This window comes from Kitasatospora sp. NPDC057940, from assembly GCF_042887425.1.
In the GTDB taxonomy this organism is placed as follows: Bacteria; Actinomycetota; Actinomycetes; order Streptomycetales; family Streptomycetaceae; genus Kitasatospora.
Genome location: NZ_JBHVPH010000001.1, coordinates 144,911 through 161,098, shown reverse-complemented (window position 1 = coordinate 161,098; position 16,188 = coordinate 144,911). Strand labels below are relative to the sequence as shown.

At 72.2% G+C, this 16,188-nt stretch carries 12 protein-coding genes; all 12 read left to right on the top strand.

All coding sequences use genetic code 11. From position 1 onward, the window contains the following. Positions 1–121: 121 nt before the first annotated feature. Positions 122–1,066: an LAETG motif-containing sortase-dependent surface protein gene (locus ACFVTF_RS00745; RefSeq protein WP_387807397.1), complete on the top strand. Its 945-nt coding sequence runs from the start codon at positions 122–124 to the stop codon at positions 1,064–1,066. Between the two features lie 206 nt (positions 1,067–1,272). Continuing rightward, entirely contained in the window at positions 1,273–1,851 is a 579-nt protein-coding gene (locus tag ACFVTF_RS00740; RefSeq protein ID WP_387807394.1) for a Uma2 family endonuclease, read from the top strand. Next, positions 1,844–3,232, top strand: coding sequence for an oxygenase MpaB family protein (locus ACFVTF_RS00735; protein ID WP_387807391.1), 1,389 nt, complete (start codon positions 1,844–1,846; stop codon positions 3,230–3,232). The genes ACFVTF_RS00740 and ACFVTF_RS00735 overlap by 8 nt, the downstream gene beginning before the upstream one ends. A 433-nt stretch (positions 3,233–3,665) precedes the next feature. Beyond that, a complete protein-coding gene (locus ACFVTF_RS00730; RefSeq protein ID WP_371517799.1) occupies positions 3,666–5,210 on the top strand; it encodes a cytochrome ubiquinol oxidase subunit I in 1,545 nt (514 codons plus the stop codon). A 19-nt stretch (positions 5,211–5,229) separates the two neighbouring features. Then, on the top strand, positions 5,230–6,255 hold the full coding sequence (gene cydB, locus ACFVTF_RS00725) for a cytochrome d ubiquinol oxidase subunit II (protein ID WP_387807388.1): 1,026 nt from the start codon (positions 5,230–5,232) through the stop codon (positions 6,253–6,255). A gap of 4 nt (positions 6,256–6,259) precedes the next feature. Next, positions 6,260–9,763, top strand: coding sequence for a thiol reductant ABC exporter subunit CydD (cydD, locus tag ACFVTF_RS00720; RefSeq protein WP_387807385.1), 3,504 nt, complete (start codon positions 6,260–6,262; stop codon positions 9,761–9,763). Between the two features lie 140 nt (positions 9,764–9,903). Further along, a complete protein-coding gene (locus ACFVTF_RS00715; RefSeq protein WP_387807381.1) occupies positions 9,904–11,712 on the top strand; it encodes a GAF domain-containing protein in 1,809 nt (602 codons plus the stop codon). 276 nt (positions 11,713–11,988) lie between these two features. Then, positions 11,989–12,450, top strand: a complete 462-nt coding sequence (locus ACFVTF_RS00710) for a hypothetical protein (protein ID WP_387807379.1) — start codon at positions 11,989–11,991, stop codon at positions 12,448–12,450. Beyond that, positions 12,440–12,844 carry a hypothetical protein gene (locus ACFVTF_RS00705; protein ID WP_387807376.1) on the top strand — a complete coding sequence of 135 codons (405 nt, stop codon included), beginning with the start codon at positions 12,440–12,442 and terminating at the stop codon, positions 12,842–12,844. The genes ACFVTF_RS00710 and ACFVTF_RS00705 overlap by 11 nt, the downstream gene beginning before the upstream one ends. 321 nt (positions 12,845–13,165) lie before the next feature. Next, positions 13,166–14,203: a PstS family phosphate ABC transporter substrate-binding protein gene (locus tag ACFVTF_RS00700; protein ID WP_387807373.1), complete on the top strand. Its 1,038-nt coding sequence runs from the start codon at positions 13,166–13,168 to the stop codon at positions 14,201–14,203. An 83-nt stretch (positions 14,204–14,286) separates the two neighbouring features. Then, positions 14,287–15,321 (top strand): substrate-binding domain-containing protein, encoded by a 1,035-nt coding sequence (locus tag ACFVTF_RS00695; RefSeq protein WP_387807370.1) that lies wholly within the window; start codon positions 14,287–14,289, stop codon positions 15,319–15,321. A gap of 46 nt (positions 15,322–15,367) precedes the next feature. Next, positions 15,368–15,958: a hypothetical protein gene (locus tag ACFVTF_RS00690; RefSeq protein WP_387807367.1), complete on the top strand. Its 591-nt coding sequence runs from the start codon at positions 15,368–15,370 to the stop codon at positions 15,956–15,958. Positions 15,959–16,188: the final 230 nt, after the last annotated feature.

Here is a 16,188-nt window from a genome sequence, read left to right as displayed (position 1 = left end):
TCGTTGCCGGAATGCGGCATGGAGCGTAAAGAATCCGTTTGCCTATGATCAACGCTGTCGGGACGCCAAGAACGGCCCGGCAAAGGGCTTTTGCTTTCTTTCCGACCCGAAAGGGGTCATTGTGAAACTCCGCCGTACGCTGGTCTCGGCCGCCCTCGTCGCCGCCGTGATCTCGCCCGCAGCCGTGCTCTCCGCGGCACCCGCCTTCGCGGAGTCGGCTTCGACGGCGCAGACCCGGAACGACACCGGCTCGATCGCGGAGCTGGAGAAGGCCGCCGCCGCCGCGGCCAAGGCCCACCAGGCCGCCGTCGCCGCCGAGGCCGCCGGGCAGACCGAGGTCACGGCCTTCATGAACAACCCGCAGCCCTACCTCGGCAAGCTCCAGGAGGCCCAGGCCGCCGCCAAGAAGGCCGCCGCGGCCCACGAGAAGACCTACAACGAGGCCGTGGAGGCCTCGGCCGCGTACCGCTCCGCGAAGCCGGAGGAGCTGGAGGCGGCCAGGGTGCGGATGCTGGCGGCGTTCGACGCGGCCAACGCCGCCACCGAAGCGGACACCAAGGCCAAGGCCGCCGTGACCGCCGCCGGCACGGCGCTGGACGACGCCAAGGTCGACGCGATGCGCAAGCTCCACGGGCTGCAGGAGGCCACCAAGACCGCGGCCGCCGCCAAGGCCACCGCGGACAAGGCCCTCGCCGACGCCAAGGCCGCCGCCGAGAAGCCGGCCGACAAGCCCACGGACAAGCCGAGCGACAAGCCGGCCGACAAGCCGGTCGAGCAGCCCGCGCCGGCCACGGCGGAGCAGCCGGCCGCCGTCACCCCGATCTCGGACACCACCGCGTCGACCGGCTCCACCAAGCCGACGGCCAAGGCGACCACGGCGAGCAGCCAGACCAAGTCGACGACCGCCGCCGCGACCAAGGCGACCACCGGCTCGACCACCGAACTCGCCGAGACCGGGTCCACCCCGGCCACCCCGTACCTGGCGCTGGGTTCCGGCCTGGCCCTGAGCCTGGGTGCCGCGGCCCTCTACGTCTCCCGCCGCAAGCCGGCCCGCTCCTCCTCCTGATCCACCCGGTTCGCGCCCGCTCGGGAGGAGGGCGCGGACCCCGCAGCACCCCGCACCGCAGGGCAGGCCCCCTCCCGGCCCGCCCTGCGGTTTCGCGTTTCCCGGCCCCGAAACGCCCCGATCGGGTGAACGGCGGGAGTTCACCCGACCGGCCCCTCGGTCGTGTGCGACGGTCCAGGTGCTCACTCACGCATTGGGAGATCGCTATGGACCCTGATCAGAGGTTGTGGAAGGCCTGGAAGGCCGTGGCCCTCCCGAAGCACGCGCGCGCAGAGATCGACGAAGACAGCATCACCATCTCGGTCATCGGTGACCTCCGTCATGCAGCGGTGGGAGGTGGCCTCGGGAAGGCGCTGACGAAGCACCTTCGCGGGACGGGGTACACGGCGACGCAAGGCCGGTATGTGACCGCCGGTTTGAAGGTGATGAAACCTGACCTCGCCGTGGCACCGGACGACACGAAGGCGGTCGAACACCCTGAGGGTGTGGGGCTGTTGGCGTCCGGGATTCCCCTTGTCGCCGAGGTCGTGTGGCCCGACTGCTACGAACGCCGTGACCAGGAGTTCAAGCCGCGCGCCTACGCTTCCGCAGACATTCCGGTGTACGTGATCATCGATGACTACGATCACGGCGGTACCGTGACCATACTTTCCCGTCCCGACGCCGAGCGCCGTGCCTACGCCGCCTCGACCCGGATCCCGTACGGCGAGGAAGCCGTGATCCCCGAGGGCCCCGCCAAGGGGTTCGTGATCGGGCCGGAGATCACCGGTGAACGCCGTGGCTGATCACGTGGCTGGTCCCGGGGTGTCGTTCCGGCGGGATCTGTCCGAGTGGCGGGTCGTGCTGGTCGCGTGGCGGCTGCTGGTGTTGCAGGCGGCGGATCCGGTGGTGGGGGCCGGGATGGCCGAGCACTCGACGTACCAGGCGCATCCGTGGCGGCGGGTGGAGCACACGCTGGGGAGCGGGCGGCGGCTGTTCTACCAGGACGGGGAGGCGCTGCGGCGGGAGGTCGCGCGACTGGACCGGGCGCACAAGCGGATCCGTGGGACGGCGCCGGACGGGCGGGCGTACGACGCCGAGGACGCGGCGACCCGGGCGTGGGTGCTGCTGACGCTGTTCGAGTGCGTGGTCGCGATGCGGCGGCTGGGCGGGGATCCGTACGATGCCGGTCAACTGGAGGCGGCGTACCAGGAGTTCACCGGGTCGGTGGCGGCCTTCGGGCTGCCCGAGGGCGAACTTCCCGGCAGTGCGGCCGAGTTGCCCGCGTACTTCGCCCAGGCGGCGCGTGAGCGGCTGGAGTTCACCGAGGCGGCCCGCTACCTGCTGGAGGACATGCTGCGCGGGGCGCCGCGGCCGCGCCGGCTGTGGTTCCTCGGCGACGCCGGGTGGCGGGTGCTGCGGGTGGTGGTGGCGCGGGCGATCACGGCGCTGACGGTGGCGGATCTGCCGCCGGCGGTGCGGGAGCGGTTCGGGCTGGTGCGGACGCGGCGGGCCGCGCTGCTGTCCTGGCTGCTGCACCGGGGCGCCGGCGCGGTCGTCCCGCGGCTGCCGGACCGGCTGCGCTACCGCTCCCCGGAGCAGGGCGGCGCCCCGGCCCGGTGGCGTCCGCCGCGTCAGGGCCGGCGCCGGGACGCGCGCGGGTCCCGGGTGGACCGGTTCTTCCGCGAGGTGCTGGACCAGACCGGCGACGGCTTCCTCACCGTCCACGACCTGCGGGCGATGGCGCACAACGTGTGCTGGCAGCTGGAGTTGGACGAGGCCGCCGAGGCGCGGGTGTACCAGGCGTTCGACGGCTGGTGGGAGCAGCTGCGCGCGGCGATGGACGCGAACGGCGACGGCAAGGTGAGCCGGGAGGAGTTCGTGGCGGCGACCGTCGCGGGCTGCGACCGGGATCCGGCCTATCTGGAGCAGGGGCTGCTGCCCGCGCTGCGGGCCGTGTTCACCGCCGCCGACACCGACGGCAGCGGCTTCCTGGAGGCGGACGAGTACCGGGCGGTGTTCGGCGGCCCGCGCGTCCATCCGGCCGAACTGTCGCACGGGTTCCGCCAGTTGGACGTGGACGGGGACGGTCGGATCACCGTGGAGGAGTTCCTGCACGGCTTCACCGAGTTCTTCACCGCCCGCGCCGACTCCACTCCCGGCACCCAGCTCCTCGGCCGGGCGTAGCGCCGAGGCGTAGCCAAAGGGCGTAGCGGAGAAACGAGGACGGGACCAGGGGTCGCTGGTCCCGTCAGGCGCCCACGCCGTCGTGTCAAGCGACGGATCGGCCAAGATCGCCCCGCCGACTGCCCGGCCGTTCGTTGTCAGGGCCGTGGGCGGCTCCGCAGACTGTCCCCACCGCCGCTGCATCCACCACCGCACCCCGCCGCACGGCCGCACACGGCCACTCCCTGCTACGTGCGGCTACACACCGTTCCGAAGGTGTCAACCCCACCCCGCCTGCGATTCCTTCGTAAGGATGATGGATACTGCTCCTTGTGAACGTGTTCACGTTCACAAGCGGACAAGCTTGCGTGGTTGTGCAGCGGTCTACAGCTATAGATGAAGTTTGTCCGAAACATGCCCTTCAACAGGGCCGGTCGGTTGGAGAGAGGGCGACGTGGAGCTGGCAATCGCTCACGAGACCATCGCGCGATGGCAATTCGGCATCACCACCGTTTACCACTTCCTCTTCGTCCCGCTCACCATCAGCCTCGCCGCCATCGTGGCCGGGCTGGAGACCGCCTGGGTGAGGACGAACAAGGAGAAGTACTTCCACGCCACCAAGTTCTGGGGGAAGCTTTTCCTGATCAACATCGCGATGGGCGTGGTCACCGGCATCGTCCAGGAATTCCAGTTCGGCATGAACTGGTCCGACTACTCCCGTTTCGTCGGCGACGTCTTCGGCGCCCCGCTCGCGATGGAGGCGCTGATCGCCTTCTTCTTCGAGTCCACCTTCATCGGCCTGTGGATCTTCGGCTGGGACAAGCTGCCGAAGAAGATCCACTGCGCCTGCATGTGGATGGTCGCCCTGGGCACCGTGCTCTCCGCCTACTTCATCCTGGCGGCCAACTCCTGGATGCAGCACCCGGTCGGCTACTCGATCGACCCGGCCACCGGCAAGGCCCAGCTCACCGACATCGCCAAGGTGCTGTTCCAGAACACCACCCTCACCGTGGTGGCGCACACCCTGACCGCCGCCTTCCTCACCGGCGCGGCCTTCATGGTCGGCATCGCCTCCTTCCACCTCTGGAAGGCCAAGCGCAAGCCGGAGAGCGCCGACCCCAAGAAGACCGCCGTGATGCGCACTTCGCTGCGGCTCGGCCTGGTCCTCGCCGTGGTCTTCGGCGCCGGCACCGCGCTCAGCGGCGACTCGCTCGCCAAGGTCATGTTCGAGCAGCAGCCGATGAAGATGGCCGCCGCCGAGGCCCTGTGGGACACCCAGTCGCCCGCGCCGTTCTCGATCTTCGCGGTCGGCGACGTCAGCAAGGGCCACAACTCGGTCGAGCTGGAGATCCCCGGGATACTCTCCTTCCTCGCCCACAGCGACTTCAACTCCTCCGTCCCCGGCATCAACGACACCGCGGCCGCCGAGGCCGCCAAGTACGGCGGCGACCCCAAGGACTACATCCCGAGCATCTTCGTCACCTACTGGGGCTTCCGCCTCATGATCGGTTTCGGGATGACCTCCTTCGTGGCCGGCCTGATCGGGCTCTGGACCACCCGGCGCAAGAAGTTCCTGCGCCCCGAGTTCCGCACCGGCGACACCGAGGTGCCCCGGCTGATGCTCACCCCCGGGCGGGAGATGGGTCCGTTCCTCACCAAGTGGAGCTGGCGGATCGGCATCCTGACCATGGGCTTCCCGCTGATCGCCAACAGCTTCGGCTGGATCTTCACCGAGATGGGCCGCCAGCCGTGGGCCGTCTTCGGCCTGATGACCACGGCGAACGCGGTCTCCCCCAACGTGAGCGTCGGCACCCAGATCGGCGCCCTCACCACCTTCACCCTGCTGTACGCGATCCTCGCCGTCGTCGAGGTCCGGCTGCTGGTGAAGTACGCCAAGGCCGGCCCGGTGGTGACCGAGCAGCCCCCCGCCAAGGACCCGACCCTGCGCGGACCGTCCTCGGACGACGACGCCGACAAGCCTCTCGCCTTCGCCTACTGAGGACCACAGGGGATCTGACATGCAACTCCACGACGTCTGGTTCGTACTGATCGCGGTCCTGTGGATCGGCTACTTCTTCCTGGAGGGCTTCGACTTCGGGATCGGCATCCTCACCAAGCCGCTCGCCCGCAACACCGCCGAACGGCGCGTCCTGATCAACACCATCGGCCCGGTCTGGGACGGCAACGAGGTCTGGCTGCTGACCGCCGGCGGCGCCACCTTCGCGGCCTTCCCGGACTGGTACGCGACCCTGTTCAGCGGCTTCTACATCCCGCTGCTGATCATCCTGGTCTGCCTCATCGTGCGCGGCGTGGCCTTCGAGTACCGGGCCAAGCGCGACGACCCGCGCTGGCAGCGCAACTGGGAGGAGGCCATCTTCTGGACCTCGCTGCTCCCGGCCTTCCTGTGGGGCGTGGCCTTCGCCAACATCGTGCGCGGCGTCGACATCGACGCGCAGAAGAACTACGTCGGCACCTTCTGGGACCTGCTCAACCCGTACGCCCTCCTCGGCGGCCTGGTGACGCTCAGCCTGTTCACCTTCCACGGCGCGGTGTTCGCGGCGCTCAAGACGGTCGGCGAGATCCGCGACCGGGCCCGGGCCACCGCCCTGCGGGTGGGCGCGGTGGCGGCCGTGCTGGCGCTGGTCTTCCTGCTCTGGACGCAGGCCGACAACGGCAACGGCCGCAGCCTGGCCGCCCTGGTCATCGCCGTGCTGGCCCTGGTCGCCGCCCTGGTGGCCAACCAACTCGGCCGCGAGGGCTGGGCGTTCATCCTCTCCGGGGCGACCATCGTGGCCGCCGTCGCGATGCTCTTCCTGGCGCTCTTCCCGAACGTCATGCCCTCCACCCTCAACGACGGCTGGAGCCTGACCGTCAGCAACGCGGCCTCCTCGCCGTACACGCTGAAGCTGATGACCATCGTGGCCGCGGTGTTCACCCCGCTCGTGCTGCTCTACCAGGGCTGGACGTACTGGGTGTTCCGCAAGCGCATCGGCGTCCAGCACATCCCCGGGCACGGCCCGGCCGCCACGCTCGACCAGGCCTGACGCCGTGAAGCCGGTCGACCCCCGACTCCTCGGGTACGCCCGCACCACCCGTGCCTTCCTCGCCGGATCCGTGCTCCTCGGCGGGGCGGGCGCGGCCCTGGTGGTCGCCCAGGCGAGTCTGATCGCCGAGATCGTCGTCCGCGCCTTCCAGCGCCAGGCGACCCTCGGCGAACTGACCACGCCGCTGCTGCTGCTCGCCCTGACGGCCGTCGGGCGCGGGCTGGTCGGCTGGCTCACCGAACTCACCGCGCACCGGTCCGTCGCCCGGGTGAAGTCCACCCTGCGGCGCCGGCTGCTCGACCACGCCACCGCGCTCGGCCCGGCCTACCTGGCGGGCCGGCGCACCGGCGAACTCACCACCCTCGCCACCCGCGGCATCGACGCGCTGGACGACTACTTCGCCCGCTACCTGCCGCAGTTGGCGCTCGCCGTCGTCGTCCCGGTGATCGTGCTGCTGCGGATCGTCGGCGCCGACTTCACCTCGGCCGCGATCATCGCCGGCACGCTCCCGCTGATCCCGCTGTTCATGGTGCTGATCGGGATGGCCACCCAGAGCCGGATGGACCGGCAGTGGGGCACCCTGGCCCGGCTCTCGCACCACTTCCTCGACGTGGTGGCCGGGCTGCCCACCCTCAAGGTGTTCAACCGGGCCCGCGCCCAGGCCGCCACCATCGCCAGGATCACCGCCGACTACCGCCGCGCCACCCTGCGCACCCTGCGGATCGCCTTCATCTCCTCCTTCGCGCTGGAACTGCTCTCCACCCTGTCGGTCGCACTGGTCGCGGTCACCGTCGGCTTCCGGCTGGTGGACGGCACGCTCGACCTGGAGACCGGGCTGCTGATCCTGATCCTCGCCCCCGAGGTGTACTTCCCGATCCGCCAGGTCGGCGCGCTCTACCACTCCAGCGTGGAGGGCCTGACCGCCGCCGACGAGATCTTCCAGGTACTGGAGACCCCGCTGCCCGCCGCCGGCACGGTGCCCGCACCCGCCCTCACCGGGGCCGCCGTCACCGCCGCCGACCTGGTCGTGCGCCACCCCGGCCGGACCGAGCCCGCGCTGGACGGCGCCGCGCTGACCCTGCGCCCGGGCACCACCACCGCCCTCACCGGCCCGAGCGGGGCCGGCAAGTCCACCCTGCTCGCCGTGCTGCTCGGCCTCGTCGCCCCGGACGCCGGCACCGTCCGGATCACCGCCGCCGACGGGCGGACCCACGACCTGGCCGCGCTGGAACCGGCGAGCTGGCGGCGGCAGATCGCCTGGGTGCCGCAGCACCCGCACCTGTTCGCCGGGACGGTCGCCGACAACCTGCGGCTCTACCGCCCGGACGCCACCGACGAGCAGCTGTGGACGGCGCTGCGGGCCGCGCACGCGCTCGACTTCGTGACCAGGCTGGACGCCCCGCTCGGCGAGGACGGTGCCGGGCTCTCCGCCGGGCAGCGCCAGCGGCTCGCGCTCGCCCGCGTCCTGCTCGCCGACGACCGGCCGCTGGTCCTCCTCGACGAGCCGACCGCCAACCTGGACGGCGCCTCCGAGGCCGCCGTCGTGGACGCCGTCCGGACGCTCGCCGAGGACCCGGCGCGCACCGTGCTGATCGTCGCCCACCGGCCGGCGCTGCTGGCCGTCGCCGACCACCGGGTCCGGCTGGCGGGGGCGCCCGCCCCGGCTGCGGCCGCGTCCTCTGCTGCGGTCGAGCGGCCCGCGCACAGCGGGCGGCCGACGCCCGCCCCCGCCACGACGGAGGACGAGCCCGAGACCGCCGCCGCCACCCCGAGGCTGGCGCTGTCCGTCCTGCTCGGCGCGCTCGCCCTCGGCTGCGCCGTCGCGCTGATGGCCACCTCCGGCTACCTGATCTCCCGGGCCTCCGAGATGCCGCCGGTGCTCTACCTGATGATGGCCGTCACCTCGGTACGGACCTTCGGCATCGGCCGCAGCGTCTTCCGCTACGCCGAACGGCTGGTCTCGCACGATGCCGTGCTGCGCACCCTCGGCACCCTGCGGGCCGCCGTCTACCGGCGGCTCACCGCGCTCGCCCCGGCCGGGCTGCCCGCCTTCCGGCGCGGCGACCTGCTCTCCCGGCTGGTCGCCGACGTCGACGCGATCCAGGACCACCACCTGCGCTGGCGGCTGCCGGCCGCCGTGGCGGGCGTGGTCTCGCTGGCCGCCGCGGTGGCGATGGGCGCCTTCCTGCCCGCCGCCGGGGTCGTGCTCGGGGTCGGGCTGCTGCTCGCGGGCGCGGTGGTGCCCGCCCTGGCGGCCCGCTGGTCGGCCGGTGCCGAACGGCGGCAGGCCCCCGAGCGCGGGCGGCTCGCCACCACCGTCGTCGACGCCTTCACCGGCACCGCCGAACTCACCGTGGCCGGCGCGCTGCCCGGCCGGCTCGCCGCCGTCCACGGCGCCGACGCCGCGCTCACCCGGCTGGCCGCCCGCTCGGCGGCCACCACCGCGCTCGGCACCGGGCTGATCGCGCTGCTCACCGGGCTGACCGTGGCCGCCGCGGCGGCCGTCGGCGTCCAGGGAGTGCACGGCGGCGCGCTGGCGCCGGTCTGCCTGGCCGTGGTCGTGCTCACTCCGCTGGCCGCGTTCGAGGCCGTCACCGGGATGCCGCTGGCCGTCCAGGCGCGCCAGCGCAGCCGGGCCGCGCGGGCCCGGCTGGACGAGGTGCTGGAGGCCGAGGCCGCCGTCCAGGAGCCGGCCGCGCCCGCCGCGCTGCCCGAACAGCCGCTGCCGGTCGCCGTGCGCGGACTGACCGTCCGGCACCCCGGGCAGGCCGTGGACGCGCTCACCGGCGTCGACCTCGACCTCGCGGCCGGCCGCCGGATCGCCGTGGTCGGCCCGTCCGGCTCCGGCAAGACCACCCTGGCCCAGGCGCTGCTGCGGTTCCTGGAGCCGAGCGCGGGCGGCGTCACCTTCGCCGACGGCCGTCCACAGGCTGTGGACAGCCGCGCGCTCGCGGGCGAGGACGTCCGCCGGGTGATCGGACTGTGCGCCCAGGACGCCCACGTCTTCGACAGCTCGCTGCGGGAGAACCTGCGGCTGGCCCGGCCGGACGCCACCGAGGACGACCTGCGCGCCGCGCTCGCCGCCGCCCGGCTGCTGGACTGGACGCTGACCCTGCCCGACGGCCTGGACACCATGGTCGGCGAGCACGGCGCCCGGCTCTCCGGCGGCCAGCGGCAGCGGCTCGCACTGGCCCGGGCCCTGCTCGCCGACTTCCCGGTGCTCGTCCTGGACGAGCCCGCCGAACACCTCGACCTGCCCACCGCCGACGCGCTCACCACCGACCTGCTGGCCGCCACCGAGGGCCGCACCACCGTGCTGATCACCCACCGGCTGGCCGGCCTGGACGACACCACCGTCGACGAGGTGCTGGTGCTGGACGGCGGCCGGGTCGCCGAGCGCGGCCGCTGGTCGGAGCTGGTCGCGGACCGGGACGGGCGGCTGCACGCCATGTGGCGGCGGGAGCAGGAGGCGGACGGGCTGCTGGAGCCGGTCGGGGCCACCTGTTAGACCCGGTCGGGGCCGCCCGTTCGGCCTGGTCGGGCCGCTCGTTCGGATCGGTGGGGGGCCGCTCGTCGGGCCCGGTCAGGGCGCGTTTTCCGAGTCGCGCCCATCCTTCGGATGAAAAGCGTACAAACTAGGCTTTCTGCATGGACCCCACGCCAGAGCCCTCCGCCGCCGCGCCCGAGCCGACACCCCATCGGGTGCCGGAGATCGCCTCGCTCGGGCTGGACACCCTGGTCACCGAGGTCGCGGAACGCCTGCAGTCGGCCGCCGCGGTCACCGACCGGATGCAGCGGCTGCTGGAGGCGGTGGTCTCCATCGGCGCCGGGCTCGACCTGCACGCCACCCTGCACCGGATCGCCACCGGCGCCGCCGAACTCGTCGACGCCCGGTACGCGGCCCTCGGCGTGATCGCCCCCGGCCGCACCGGCCTGGCCGACTTCATCCACGTCGGCGTCGACGACGAGACCGCCGCCGAGATCGGCGACCTGCCCGCCGGCCGCGGCATCCTCGGCGCGCTGATCGACCGCCCCGAGCCGCTGCGGCTCGCCGAGCTCGGCGCCGACCCGCGCTCCTCCGGGTTCCCGCCGCACCACCCGGAGATGAAGACCTTCCTCGGCGAGCCGATCCGGGTCCGCGACGAGGTCTTCGGCAACCTCTACCTCACCGAGAAGAAGGGCGGCGGCGCCTTCACCCCCGAGGACGAACAGGTGGTGCACGCGCTCGCCGCGGCGGCCGGCGTCGCCATCGAGAACTCCCGGCTGTACGAGGAGGGGCGGCGCCGGGAACGCTGGATCGCCGGCGCCTCCGCCGTCACCACGGCGCTGCTCTCCACCGACCAGGCCGAGAGCGCGCTCACCGTCGCGGCCGAGCAGGTCCGCGAGCTGGCGGACGCCGCGCTCGGCATGATCCTGCTCCCGACCGAACCGACGGAGGACGGCGACGGGCAGATGCGGGTCGCCCACGCCTCCGGCGAGGCCGCCGAGTTCGTCCGGGGCGAGCTGCTGCCCAGGGAGAGCTTCGCGGCCCGGCTGCTCGCCGGGGAGAGCGTCTACCTGGACGACATGTCCAGCGACCCGACCGTCGAGATCCGGCTCGCCCGCGCCTTCGGCCCGTCCATGGCCGTCCCGATGGTCGCCGCCGGGCGGGTGCTCGGCGGGCTCTGCGTCTGGCGCCCGCGCGGCGCCCTGCCGTTCACCGACACCGAGAAGCAGCTCGCCGAGACCTTCGCCTCGCAGGCCGCGCTGGCCCTGCGGCTCGCCGAGGGCCAGCGCGACCAGCAGCGCCTGGCCGTCTTCCAGGACCGCGACCGGATCGCCCGCGACCTGCACGACCTGGTGATCCAGCGGCTGTTCGCCACCGGGATGATGCTGGAGAGCGCGGCCCGGCGGTCCGTGGTGCCCGAGGTGAAGGTCGGCATCGGCAAGGCGGTGGACGAGCTGGACGCCACCATCCAGGAGGTCCGCACCACCATCTACGCCCTCCAGCACGACAACCACGGCGACGCGCCGGACACCCTGCGCACCCGGGTGCTGCGCGAGGCCAGCCAGGCCGCGGCCGCGCTCGGCTTCAAGCCCTCGGTGAGCTTCGTCGGGCCGGTGGAGAGCCTGGTCGAGGAGAAGAACGGCCGTCAACTGCTCGCCGCGCTCAGGGAGATGCTCTCCAACACGGCCCGGCACGCGCGGGCCTCCCGGGTCGGCGTCGAGATCGACGCGACCGCCCACCTGGACGACGCCGGCCGACCGGTGAGCGGCGACCCGGAGTCGCTGGACCGGGGCGGGCGCCCGGGCGTGCTGCTGACGGTGACGGACGACGGCGTCGGCATCCCGGAGGGCGGCCGCCGCAGCGGCCTGCTCAACCTGACCCGGCGGGCCGAGGCGCTCGGCGGCGCCGCCTGGCACGAGGCCGGGCCGTACGGGAAGGGCACCCTGGTCCGCTGGACGGCCCGGCTCTGAGCCCGGCCCGATCCTCCTCGGCGGTTGGCCAGTGAAAGTTAAACGAGGGAGAACTTCCCGACCAACACCGCAAGTTGTGAACGTTCTGGGCTTTCCGTGGGTCCGTGTGCACACATAGCTTTGCACCGGTCTCGGAGGGGTAACCGGACGGGGGGAGCAGTGGACGCGTCTGGCCGCGGGAACACCGCAGCAGGGGCAAGTCGAGGCGGGTTCAGGACGGAGCGCGCCCCGGACGGGCGGTACCGCTGGCAACTGAAGGCGCCGAACGGCCGGGTGGTGGCCATCACCGCCGCCATGTTCGAGACGCCCGTCGAGGCCGAGCGCGGCTTCGACGGATTACGCGTCGGCGCCGCCGAACTCACCGCGCGGATCACCCACGTCCGGGACGGCATCGGCTGGATCTGGGTCGTCCCAGGCTCGCGCAGCCTGCCCGAGGTGCGTTCCAGCCGCGCGTACGAGCGGTACGCGACCTGCCAGAACGCCTTCCGGCGCTTCGTCGTGCTGCTGGCCAAACAGCCCGCGCGGGACCTGCCCGTCCGGGACCTTCCCGCCCGGGAGCTGCCCGGGCGTGACCGTCCCGGTCGCGACCAATCGGTTCGCGACCAAGCAGTTCGCGACCAATCCGTTCGTGAGCGGCTCGTTCGTGAGCAGTCCGGTCGGGAACGACCGGCCCGCGACCTGCCGGGCCGTGAACTTCCCCGGAACACCGTCTCGTTGAGACGCCCCGATGGCCGCTGAGGGGCGCGGCCCCCGTCTGCTGATCGTCCCCGCACCCGAACGCTGCCTGGGCTGGGCGCTGCGCGCCGCCAACGGGCGGCCGCTCGGCGTGGGCGTGCGCACCTACCGCAGCGAGGAGGAACTCGCCGAGGCGGTCCGGGTGCTGCTGATCGAGCGGGCGGCCCTGCGATGTTCGGTGGCCCAGTCCGAGGGCCGGCAGTGGGTGTGGTCCGCCTACCTGCCGGCGCGCAGCACCCGGCGGACGGGGGTCGAGCCCGCGCCGGTGGCGCGCAGCGCCCGCGGCTACCTGCGGCGCGACCAGTGCCAGGCCGGCGCCGAGGGCTTCCTGGCCGGACTCCAGTGGGTGGGGCAGGAGTTGCGGCGGGGTGGTCGGGACGGCCGCTGGCCGCTGTGAGGCGGTCGGGGCCCACGTGCAGTTCCGGTGAAGCGCAGGTTTCCGGCAACACCCCGAGTCGCCACCTGGAGAAGAACGTCACCGGCCTCCGGCCACCCCCTTTCCCCTCCGCCACGCCCGCGCTGACCAGTCGCTAAACCTCGTCGAACCGATGAGTCGACAATCCCGGCCCGCCCTCGACCTCCCTTCCGGCGGAACCTCCGGGCCGGACAGGATCTGCACTGCCGGAGCGGCCGCAGCGGACGCGGCCACCGGCCCCGGGCTCCCAACCAGAGCACGGGTCCACGCGATGGACGTCTCTCCCACCGGAGGAAGAGAAACATGCGTAAGACCGCTGCCAAGCTGCTCACCATTGCCGCCCTGGCGACCTCCCTGGCCACCGTCGCCAGCGGCACCGCCCTGGCCGACCCGGCGTCGCTCCCGGCCGCCAAGGACATCGTGGGCGTCGGCTCCGACACCACCCAGGCCGTCCTGAACCAGTTCTCGGCGGACTACAACGCCACCATTCCGAGCAGCAACACCACCACCCCGCGCCTGTACAGCTGGGACGCGACCGGCACCTCGCCGATCACCACCAAGACCGGTGCCACCTCCATCGCCCGCCCGAACGGCTCCGGCGCCGGCATCACCGCGCTGAAGAACAACACCAGCGCCACCGTGGACTTCGCCCGCTCCTCGCGCGGCCCGGCGTCGACCGACCCGAACACCTTCGACTTCGTGGCGTACGCCACGGACGCGGTGTCCTGGGCGGCCCAGAACGGCGGCAACGCGCCGGCCAACCTGACCACGCAGAACCTCAAGGACATCTACACCTGCAACGTCACCACCTGGGACCAGATCGACCCCAGCCTGCCCAGCACCACCATCAAGCCGTTCCTGCCGCAGTCCGGCTCCGGCACCCGCTCCTTCTTCCTCTCCACCATCGGCGTCTCGGCCTTCGGCCTCTGCGTCACCGAGGGTGTCCAGGAGAACGAGGGCAGCGACGCCCAGCTGAACGACCCCGACGCGCTGGTCCCCTACTCCGTCGCCCACTACGTCGGCCAGGTGTACTACGGCAAGGGCAGCGGCGCCGACGTCCAGGGCCCGCTGACCATCCGCAACGTGAACGGCGTCGCCCCGGTCGACACCACCAACAAGGTGATCACCAACGCCTTCGCCGGCACCTCCTACGCCCGTAGCGTCTACAACGTGGTCCGTCACTCCGACTGGATCGCCACCGACACCCACGGCACCGCGCTGCGCGCCATCTTCGGCACCAGCGGCTGGGTCTGCACCAACGCCACCGCGTCCGCCGACCTGAAGAGCTTCGGCTTCCTGCCGCTGCCGGCCGGCGCCTGCGGCAGCGTCACCCACTCCTGATCCACCCCGCACCATCCGGCGGCCACGGGCTCAGCGCCCGTGGCCGCCGGCCATCGGAGGAGCCGTCGAAGGGGCCCGGGACCATGCGTGGAACGACGAAGAAGCTGCTCGCCGCCGCCGCTCTGGCGACGGCGGTCGTCACCGCGACCGGCGGCACGGGGGCCGCCGATCCGACGTCGCTGCCGGCCGCACGGGACATCGTGGGGGTGGGGGACGGCGTCACCCAGCCGCTGATGAACCAGTTCTCGGCGGACTACAACGCCACCATTCCGAGCAGCAACACCACCACGCCGCGCCTGTACAGCTGGGACGCGACCGGTACCTCGCCGATCACCACCAAGTCCGGCGCCGCCTCCATCGCCCGCCCGAACGGGGCCGGCGCCGGCATCAACGTGCTGAGGAACAACACCGGTGCGACGGTGGACTTCGTTCGCTCCGAGCGCGGTCCGGCGTCGACCGACCCGAACACCTTCGACTTCGTGGCGTACGCGCGGGACGCGGTGTCCTGGGCGGCCAAGTCCGGGGGCAACGCGCCGGCCAACCTGACGACGCAGAACCTCCTGGACATCTACACCTGCAGCATCACCACCTGGGACCAGATCGACCCCGGCCTGCCCAACACCACCATCAAGCCGTTCCTGCCGACCGGCTCCGGCACCGGCGCGATCTTCCTGTCCGCCATCGGCGTCTCCTCCTTCGGCCTCTGCGTCACCCAGGGCGTGCAGGAGAACGAAGGCAGCGACGCCCAACTGAACGACCCCGACGCGCTGGTGCCCTACTCGGTGGGGCACTACATCGGCCAGGTCTACTTCGGCCGGGGCAGTGGCACCGACGTGCAGGGCCCGCTGACCATCCGCAGCGTGAACGGCATCGCGCCGGTCGACACCGTCAACAAGGTGATCTCCAACGCCCTCGTCGGCACCATGTACAGCACCGTCCTCTACAACGTGGTCCGCGACGCCGAGTGGTTCGCCACGGACGCCCACGGTGTCGCACTGCGCGCTGTTTTCGGCCGGAACGGCTGGCTCTGCACCAACGCCACCGCGTTTGCCGACCTGAAGAGCTTCGGCTTCCTGCCGCTTCCGGCCTTCGCCTGCGGCAGCGCCACTCACAGCTGACCCATCGCCTGACCCGCAACACCCCACCTCTCCCAAGGAGTTCAGCATGGCAAGAACCGGCATTCGCCTCGCCACCACCGGTGCCGCCGTCGTCCTGGCAGTCACCGGTGTCGGCGGTGTGGCCGTGGCCGACACCACCGCCACCGCGCCCACCGGCAACGCCGTGATCACCGTCGACGGCGCGTTCCTGGCCAAGTCGGTGCTCAAGGGCATCGTCGTCGTCCCGCTGACGCCGGCCACCGCGGCCGCCGCCAACAACGCCATCACCGCGACCTTCCCGGTGACCGGCGGAGCGGCCAACATCCCGTCCTTCTCCGGGGACGTGCAGCTCGGTGGCAGCCTGCTCTTCTTCAACGTCACGAACGGCAAGAGCGTCGTCTTCAAGCAGCTCGACTTCGGCGTTCGCAGCTGGAAGATCACGGCCGTCCCGGACGGCGGCACTAACCCGGTGGCGCTGCTGGACCCGCTGGGCGACACCCAGGTCGGCCGCACCGGCACCACGCAGAGCCTCACCGCGTCCAGCCTCCAGGTGGACGCTGAGGGCGCGCAGTACCTGGACAAGGCCCTCGGCACCACGTACTTCACCGGCGGCCAGTCGGTCGGCTCGCTCGACCTGTCCTTCACCCCGGGCAGCTGACCCCCGGCCCGCGATGACCGCGGGGTGATCTGCGGGCCCGCACCCCGGTGCGGGCCCGTACGCATTCGGACGACGCAACTCCGTTCCATGGGTGCCGCGTTGGGGTCTCGTACACCCTGTCGACCGGATCCGGCCATATCCGGCTGGCGCAATGGTCAGGTACCGGAACCGTCCGGTCGTCCGCATGCCTGATCCCCCTTGCGCCGCGTGCTGGGCGGCGCGGATTCGCA